Origin of the sequence: Streptomyces sp. NPDC059957 (assembly GCF_042730015.1) — a bacterium.
Taxonomy (GTDB): domain Bacteria; phylum Actinomycetota; class Actinomycetes; order Streptomycetales; family Streptomycetaceae; genus Streptomyces.
In genome coordinates this window covers 1-8172 of record NZ_JBHWMB010000147.1, presented here as the reverse complement: position 1 = coordinate 8172, position 8172 = coordinate 1, and the positions used below count along the sequence as shown (strand labels likewise).

6 protein-coding genes are annotated in these 8172 nt (G+C 69.4%); 4 read left to right on the top strand and 2 right to left on the bottom strand.

What is annotated here, in order from left to right; translation table 11 throughout:
• Positions 1 to 160: 160 nt before the first annotated feature.
• The 4 genes from ACFWBW_RS41065 (at position 161) to tpg (ending at position 5276) form a co-directional block, all read left to right on the top strand.
• A complete protein-coding gene (locus ACFWBW_RS41065) occupies positions 161 to 1432 on the top strand; it encodes a ParA family protein (RefSeq protein WP_385384807.1) in 1272 nt (423 codons plus the stop codon).
• A complete protein-coding gene (locus tag ACFWBW_RS41060) occupies positions 1429 to 2316 on the top strand; it encodes a ParB/RepB/Spo0J family partition protein (protein WP_385384804.1) in 888 nt (295 codons plus the stop codon). The genes ACFWBW_RS41065 and ACFWBW_RS41060 overlap by 4 nt, the downstream gene beginning before the upstream one ends.
• A 125-nt stretch (positions 2317 to 2441) precedes the next feature.
• Positions 2442 to 4712 carry a telomere-associated protein Tap gene (gene tap / locus ACFWBW_RS41055; protein ID WP_385384801.1) on the top strand — a complete coding sequence of 757 codons (2271 nt, stop codon included), beginning with the start codon at positions 2442 to 2444 and terminating at the stop codon, positions 4710 to 4712.
• Positions 4713 to 4721: 9 nt separating this feature from the next.
• The gene (gene tpg, locus ACFWBW_RS41050) at positions 4722 to 5276 is read left to right on the top strand and encodes a telomere-protecting terminal protein Tpg (RefSeq protein ID WP_385384798.1); all 555 of its coding nucleotides are present in this window, start codon (positions 4722 to 4724) and stop codon (positions 5274 to 5276) included.
• 134 nt (positions 5277 to 5410) lie between these two features.
• Here the strand turns inward: tpg and ACFWBW_RS41045 are convergent, their stop codons facing one another.
• Together ACFWBW_RS41045 and ACFWBW_RS41040 are read right to left on the bottom strand one after the other, a co-directional pair.
• On the bottom strand, positions 5411 to 5884 hold the full coding sequence (locus ACFWBW_RS41045) for a MarR family transcriptional regulator (RefSeq protein WP_250744360.1): 474 nt from the start codon (positions 5882 to 5884) through the stop codon (positions 5411 to 5413).
• On the bottom strand, positions 5881 to 6519 hold the full coding sequence (locus ACFWBW_RS41040; RefSeq protein WP_239516702.1) for a hypothetical protein: 639 nt from the start codon (positions 6517 to 6519) through the stop codon (positions 5881 to 5883). Before ACFWBW_RS41040 ends, ACFWBW_RS41045 begins: the two co-directional genes overlap by 4 nt.
• Positions 6520 to 8172: the final 1653 nt, after the last annotated feature.

Sequence of the window (8172 nt, the reverse complement as noted above, 5' to 3'; positions counted from 1 at the left end):
GAACCACGGGGGTGCTCACCACGGCGCGTGCGAGGCCGCCCTGTCCCCACACCGAGTCCCCGCCCCCGGGCGGCGATTCCCAGCCGATCCACACCACTTCGTTAGCAAAACTCAAGCGTGGCGCCCACAAACGTCTTCGGACGTTAGTAAAGTCCCTCACATGACTTCACCCTCGTCACCGAGCGACCGTGAGAAGGTCGTCTCCAAACTCCCTCCGTGGCTGCGCCAGGAGCTCAAGATCCGCACCGCACAACTGCGGGTGGACATCCAGGACGCCGTCCACCAGGGCATCGCCCACTGGAGCGCGCTCGCCTCCTCCCCCTCCCCCGTCGACACCTCCGGCGCCGAGTCCTTCTCCACCTGGCTGCCGGCCGGCCAGTGGGAGTCCTTCCGCACCGACTCCAAGCACCGTGGCGTCTCCCTGATCCAAGGGCTCGCCCAAGCCGTCTCCCTCTGGCTGGAGATGAACCCGGCCCCCACCGTGAAGCGGCCCTCGGTCGTCCGCCGCATCGTGGTGTGCAACCAGAAGGGCGGCGTCGGCAAGACCGCCATCACGGCCGGCACCGCCGAGGCCCTCGCCGAGGACCCCGGCAGCCTCCACCCGGTCCGCGTGGCCCGCCAACTGGCCCGGCAATCGGCCGTGGAGGAAGGCGACGAGACGGGCCAGGAGGCCATCGCGTCCGCCCCGCCCGTCGACCTGGAAGATCTGCCCGGCCTCGGGATGCGCGTCCTGCTCGTCGACTTCGACCCCCAGGGCCACCTCACCAAGCAGCTCGGCCGGCAGCCGCTGCCCATCGGCGGCGACAGCCTCACCTGCCACATGGCGGGCGAGGCCAAGGGCCCCCTCGCCGACCTGATCGTCCCCATCCCGGACGAGCGCTTCGGCAACCGCCTCCACATCCTCCCGGCGTGCACGGACGCGTTCCTCCTCGACGTCCGCCTCTCCACGGTCCGCGCCCGCGAGGCCGCGCTCGAACGGGCCCTCGCCCCCGTCGAGGCCGACTACGACGTCATCCTCATCGACTGCCCGCCGAGCCTCGGCCTCAGCATGGACGCCGCCATCTACTACGGCCGCCGCCGCGACGCCGAACAGCCCGGAGCCTCCGGCGCGCTGATCGTGGTCCAGGCGGAGGACTCCTCGGCGGACGCCTACGACCTCCTGACCTCGCAGATCAACGACCTCCGCGACGACCTCAGCCTCGACATCGACTACCTCGGTCTCGTCGTCAACCTCTACGACGGCCGCCGCGGCTACATCGCGACCTCCTCCCTCCAGGCCTGGATGGACATAAAGGATCCGCGCGTGGTGGCGATCGTCCCCGACCTCAAGGAACAGCGCGAAGCGGTCCGCGTGAAGCAGCCGCTGTTCGTCTACGCACCCAAGGGCGAGCAGGCGGTCGCGCTGCGCGCCCTCGCAAGGGAGATCTCATGAGCAAGGCCGACAAACTCGGAGTCTCGAGCTCCTTCGCCCGCGCCCAGCCCGTAGGCGTCAGCTCCCGCCGTGCGGCCATCGCCGAAGCCACCGGCGCCCCCACCTCCGGGGTGGTCCCGCCCTCGGAGGTGCCGATCGAGGCCCTCGCCCACAACCCCTTCAACCTCCGCGAGGACCTCACCGAAATCCACGAGCTGGCCGCGTCCCTGACGGCCCGGGGTCAGCTACAGCCCCTGGCCGTCGCCACGCGCATGGCCTTCATGGAGGCGCACCCCGGCAACACCGACGGCCTGGGCCGCGCCCCGTACGTGGTCATCGACGGCAACCGCCGCCTGGCGGCGGCCCAGCGCGCCGGCCTTCGCACCATGCAGATCCACGTCAACGACTCCCTCGCCTCCTCGGCGGCGGACATCCTGGAGTCGGCGCTCATCGCCAACGTCCACCGCGTCGACGTCGCGCCCATGGACCAGGCACGCGCCCTGCAGCAGCTCGTCGAAGTCCACGGCTCCCAGGCCCAGGTCGCCAAGCGCCTCGGCAAGACCCCGGCCTGGGTCTCACAGCGCCTGACCCTCCTGAACCTCACCCCGGAGCTCCAGGACAAGGTGGAGACCGGCGAACTCAAGGTGGAACCGGCCCGCCGCATCGGCCGCCTCCCCCAGGAGGACCAGGCCTCCGCGGCAGACGAAGCCGTTAACGCCGTTAACCCCCCACGCCAACGCACCCGCCCGACCCCGCCCCCCGAGCCTTCCCCCTCGCCCTCGCCTTCCCCCCGCCGCATCACCATCACGGCGGACTCCCCGGAGACGATCGCGGACGCCCTCACCGCCCACCTCACCCCGGACGACCTCAAGGCAGTGACGGAACTCCTCCTGACCCGTATCTGACTCGAACCAACCCAGACCCCGCCCGACACGAAGGGGGCGTTGGCCCGGTCGGACCACCACGCCCCCACGTGTGTTTCACGTGCGTTCCATGGTGCGGTTCGCATAAGCTGCGACTGGAGGTGCCCATGCCCAACGCGCACGAAAACGAACAGACCACGCTCTTCGCCGCGGTCGATGCCCTTTTGGAAGAGGCCGCGGCACAGGACGCCCTCCCCCACCCGGACGAGCGCAAGCGCCTCCGCGAGGCAGCAGGCCTGAGCCAGGACCAGATCGCCCAGGCCCTGGCCGTCCGCCGCGAAACGGTCACCTCCTGGGAAACCGGCCGCACGGCCCCCCGCCCTCCCAAGCGCGCCGCCTACGCCCGCCTCCTCAACGGCCTGGCAGACCTCCACGGCATTAACGCCGTTAACACCCCGCAGCCCACCACACCGCAGTCGGCCGCCCCGTCGGCCCAAGCCGAAGGCACCGGCCCCACGTCCGGCAGCGCCGCACCCATCAACGCCGTTAACGCCGTTAACGCCACCACCCACTTCGGGGACGCCGACCCGGAGGCCGCACCCGCCCGCCCGGGGCCTGGGGCGGAGCCCCAGTTTCGGGAAGGCGCGGATAGGGGAACAGCCCCGCAGGCCCCCACCGCACCCCCCGCCCCCCAGCCGACAACGGCAACGGCCACCCCCCGCACGGGTGCCACCACCAGGACCGCCCCGCCCCTCCCCGAGGGCAACGGCCCCCTGGCCGTACTGGACGGCGCAGGAAAGGCCCACGCCGCCGGAGGCGCGGTCCTCACACCCCCCACCACCCTCCCCGCCCTCATCGAGTGGGCCCTCACCTCCGCCGCGAACCTCCGCTCCCCCCGCCTCCACCGCAACGGCAAGGACGGCGACCCCCTCCTCGTCCTCACCCCCGCCGCCACCGAGGCACTCGGACTCCCCCTGGTCCTCGAAGACCGCCGCGGCCTGCGCCTCCCCGACGACCACCCGGTCATCAAGCAGCTCACCAAGTCGAAATGGCAGCTGACCCGACGCGGCTTCGGCCCCTGGCCCCGCATCTACCGCCCCGCCACCCCCACCACCGGCCGCCAGTGCGTCCAGCTCGCGATCCTCCCCTGGGGCGCCCTGGACCCCCGCGCCTGGGGCGAGGAAACCTCCCACCTCCCCGCACCGGAACTCGCCGAGCTGCTCACCTCGTACGCGACCCGCGTCCTCACCCCCCGCGGCTCCACCGCCGTCTCGGGCCTGGAGCTGATGACGGCGCTGCGCCCGCCCACCCGCGCCGCCCGCGACGAGTCCACCAACACCTGGGTCTCCGCCCCGGTCCCCGGCTCCCTCACCCGCCCCGTCGACCCCGCTCCCCCGGAGGCCCCCGACGAGCACCCCGTCGTCGCGGCCCTCTACCCGCGCTCCCACCAGCGCACCCCGGACCAGGTCCTCGACGAAGAGGCGTACGACTGGATCCGCGACCCCCAGCTCCTCACCGACGCCGAGTGCACCCGCACCCACGCCGTCGGCATCGACGTGAACATGGCCTTCGCCGCCGCCGCCAACCGCCTCCTCGTCGGCACCGGCCCCGCGGTCCACACCGACGGCCCCCGCTTCGACCCGAAGCTCCCCGGCTCCTGGCTGGTGGACCTCTCCGCCCAGGCCACCGCCATGGACCCCCGCCTCCCCAGCCCCTTCACCCCGCACGGACGTCCACCCACCGGCCCCGCCTGGTACGCCACTCCGACCCTCGCCTACGCCCAGGAGCTCGGCCTCACCGTCCAGCCCACCGAGGCCTGGCTCCGCCCGGAACACGGCCCGTACCTCGACGCCTGGTACACCCGCCTGCGCGACGCCTACATGGCGACGATGGCCGAACTGGGCGTCCACTCGTCCCTCACGGACGCCGCCTTCCTCCAGGCGATGGCGGAGTACAAGAACCACCCCGACCACCCCCTCCCCCAGACCGCGGTCCTCTCGGCGATCAAGTCCACCGTCAAGGGCGGCATCGGCAAGCTCCGCGAGCGCCCGCAGGGCGCCGGCTACCGCCCCGGCGAGAGCTGGCCCGCCCTCGAACGCCCCACTTGGCGCCCCGACATCCGCGCCGCCGTCATCTCCACGGCCCGTGTCAACATGCACCGCAAGATGCAGAAGCTCGCAACAGCGGCAGACCTCTACCCCATCGCCGTCCTCTCCGACTGCGCGGTCTACCTCTCAGACGGCCCCAGCCCCCTCGACTTCCTCCCCCGCACCCCCGAGGGCAAGCCACTGCCGGGCGGCTTCCGCCTCGGCGTCAGCCCCGGCATGGTCAAGCACGAGGGCACCCAACCCCTCCTCTGGGCCGTTCAGCTCCTCGACGAACGCCACAACCCCGCCCGCCACATCAAGGGCCACGACGCCGCGGCCGACGGAGAGTAAGAGCCACCCATGTCCGAGATCAGCGACAGCCTCGAGCGCGCCGACGAGCAGAACTTCACCCGCCCCATCCCCAAATCGGCGGGCGCCCAGATCCGCTACCTCGTAAAACAGCTCAAATCAACGAAGGCCGTAGCCGACCTCCTCGCCATCTCCCGGCGCACGGTGGAGCGGTACGTGAAGGACCAGATCAAGCAGCCCAAGCCGGCGCTCTCCGCCCGCCTGGAGCGCGAGGTGCGCCGCCGCTGGCAGCCCCTCGTCCGCAAGCGCGCCCGCGCCAAGGCCGCGAAGCAGACCGGCCTGGTCATCGAGACCCGTGCCCGCTTCGGCTTCAGCGCGGCCCCCGGCACGACCGACGACGGCCGGATGCGCCGCATCACCCAGCACCTCCCCCCGGAGTACGCCTCCCGCCTCTTCACCGCCCATGAGGCCGGGGCCACCGAAGCTCAACTCCGCGGCATCACCGCCGAAGGGCTCCAGGAGATCTACTTCAAGGACCACGGCGCCCGCGCCCAGGGCCTACTCGTCGAGTTCACCGACATCGACTACGTAGAGCTCAACTTCTAAAACACCAACAGAGCGGCTCCGCGAACCCCCACATGCTCCCCTGAGCCCCTCAGAAACCACAAAGGGCCCCGGAGCACTCCGGGGCCCTCACAAGCCCCTGAGCGCCCCTCAGAAGCCCTGCAAACACCATCTACTCAGCCAACCGCGTGCAGCGCCCTACGCCGCTTCGATTCGGCCGCCTTCTTGGCGACGGCCTGAGCCGCCCGCTTCTTGCGCTGCTCGGCGAGCTGGTCCTGATACGCCGCCACCGCCCGGTGGTAGCTGGCCACATAGCCCCGCGCGTCCAGCCGCTCCTCGGCGTCCATCTCGTTGACGGCCGCGACCGCATCCTCGAACGAGGTGTACCCGGCGAGCATCGGGTTGATCTGGTAGACCCCGTTGCGGATCTTCCTGACCAACTTCGCCAGCTCCAGGCTCCGCAGAGCGGCGTTGACGCTCGGCCGGCTCAGGTCCAGCATCCCGCCGACCGTCGCCTGGTCGATGAGGATCCGCCCACCCGGCTCACTGAGCGACCGCAGCTTCAGCAGTACCCGGTACGCCGCCGGCGGCAGGTCGAGGTCGGAGAGCAGCCCGTCGGCGTTGACCGCAGCGAATCGCAAGGTGCTCACTGAGCCGTCCCTTCTCCCGTGCGCTTCGTCCGGCTCACCCGACGCGCAGCGCGCTCTCTTGCCCGTTCGGCCCGCAGTTCCGCGATGGCCTGCCTCATGTGGTCCAGCGAGGGGAAGCGCACCAAGTCCGGCAGGCTCGTATCGCTACGAATCTGCGAAATGGTCCCGTGCTGCTCCACCTTCACGAACTCACCCGTCATCTCGGTACCCGGGATGAACTCCGCTACCCGGTAACTGTAGGGCGGGTTGAACTGATACACACCCCGCCGCACCTTGAAGACGATCCCATGAGACATCACCGTGTGCAGAGCTTCCGACGTCTTCGTCCGGCTGACATCCAGGATGGTAGCCATCTCCTCCTGGGTAAGTGGAATCCGCCCCCCCGCCCGCTGGCAGGCGATGAGCAGCAGGATCAGCCGCAGAGGCAGCGCTTCACGGAAGTACTGGGCGATCACGAGGAAGAACTCGAGGCTGTCCATCGAGAACGCATTCGGCTGATTCTCGGTCCCGTAGAACTCCAGCGGCTTGCGCTCGCCGTCCAAGGTCAGCTTCCGCGTCGGGTACCGCTTCGCGAGGCTGTCCAGATCCTTGACCGGAGCCAGCGGCTGACTCCACGCAGAGATCGCGTCGTCCACCGGCAGATCGGGACGCGGAGTCCCTACCGGATTGCCCCGGCGGCGCTGTGGCTCTGATGACACGAGGCTGCTCTCCACTCCGTTGATCTGCGGAGATCAGTATGTCAACAAGGGTGACACAAGTGTCACGCTCGTTGACGTTCGGCGTGTCTTGTGTCCCCTCACAGGTGACATATCTCAGCCACACCGTTCCCGGACCCCCCTCCCGACCCGCCCCCACCAACCCCACCCGCCCTGCCACCAGTTAGCCGGCAGATCTCCCCCAATACGTCAGCCCCCCTGACGTTTTAGCGCATTTTACGTCAGTACCAATGACATTTTGCAGTCGTTGTGTCCCCCTAGCAGGGACACAACCCCCGAGATATGTCCCTCCTGAGGGGACATATCTTTTCCCCCGCACCCCCTCTGACCTGCGACGGAGCATCTCCGTACCTTCTATAGGCCGGTGGTCGCTCCCGCCCAGGCGCTGAACGCCGTCTAAACCGGCACGCAAGACCCCACTGAGGCCCAAAGAACAGCCCCCACCCACAACCCCTCACCCTCACCGGAACCCCCCGCTCCTCAGCCACAACCCCGTAGAATCTGACTGATTCCCGTCTCTATCCACTCCACATTTTGAATCACCCTCCACACAAAACCCTTAACGCCGTTAACACCCCAACCCCGAACCCCCGTTAACGCCGTTAAGACCCACACCCAAACCCCCAGCTCAAAAACCCAACAGACCAACGCACATCACCCAGAACCCCAAAACCCAACCTTCACCACTGCTAAGCCCGCACCTCACCTCAACCCTCACCCTCAAACTCCTAAGAAGCACTGGTGGCTGGAATGAGCAGCGGGTGAAGCTCGTCCTGAACGACGGCAAGATGGTCCAGGAGCCCCGGCAGAGGTAGTGGCTACTGCTAGCCGGGACTTCGAAGCGCGCCTGGTCCTGGAGACGGAGCGGGAAGGACCAGGGCTGCGGGAGCCTCGGACCTGCCCAACGGGGCATAGGTCCTTACCCCGTGAAACGGGGTCACTTCCCGCGCACGGCGCGGGAGCCCTGGGGCCTGCGGAGCAGGCCCCTCTTTGGTTAAGCACCGCGGAACTAGAGCCAGTCCGGAGCGAAGCGCAGGACCCCGGCCGAAGGCCGGCCATATAGCTCGGCGAAGCCGAGCGCCGAGCGAAGCGAGGCGTATCACTGCTCCGGAGCAAAGCGGAGGAGCAGGCGCCGAAGGCGCCTCGGCTGAGCCCAGCAAAGCCGTTCAGTCCTGAGCGCCCAGCGCTCAGGTACCCGGAGCGAAGCGGAGGGTACACCAGCCTGAAGGGCCGGCGCCTGCGCGAAGCGCAGGCCTGCCACTCCCAAGCGCGCAGCGCTTGGGTACCCGCTCCTAAGGACCGGGCTCTAGTCCGCGAAGCGGACTCCCCGAGCGCAGCGAGGGGTTTCAGTCCCAAGCGCGCAGCGCTTGGGACCCCTGGGTGCCTTTGGCACCCAGCCCCGGAGCAAAGCGCAGGGGCACTCCCCCGAAGGGGGAGGCCATTCCCTCTCCCAGCGCGCAGCGCTGGGAGACCTGCTCCGAAGGAGCGGGCTCTGGTCCGCGAAGCGGACCCTCCGAGCGCAGCGAGGGGGTTTCAGTCCCAAGCGCGCAGCGCTTGGGTACCCGCTCCGAA

What these genes read in the sequence shown, in the direction of transcription:
- ACFWBW_RS41065 (WP_385384807.1), top strand. Translation starts at nt 161, where the DNA reads ATGACTTCACCCTCGTCACCGAGCGACCGTGAGAAGGTCGTCTCCAAA.
- ACFWBW_RS41060 (WP_385384804.1), top strand. Translation starts at nt 1,429, where the DNA reads ATGAGCAAGGCCGACAAACTCGGAGTCTCGAGCTCCTTCGCCCGCGCC.
- tap (WP_385384801.1), top strand. Translation starts at nt 2,442, where the DNA reads ATGCCCAACGCGCACGAAAACGAACAGACCACGCTCTTCGCCGCGGTC.
- tpg (WP_385384798.1), top strand. Translation starts at nt 4,722, where the DNA reads ATGTCCGAGATCAGCGACAGCCTCGAGCGCGCCGACGAGCAGAACTTC.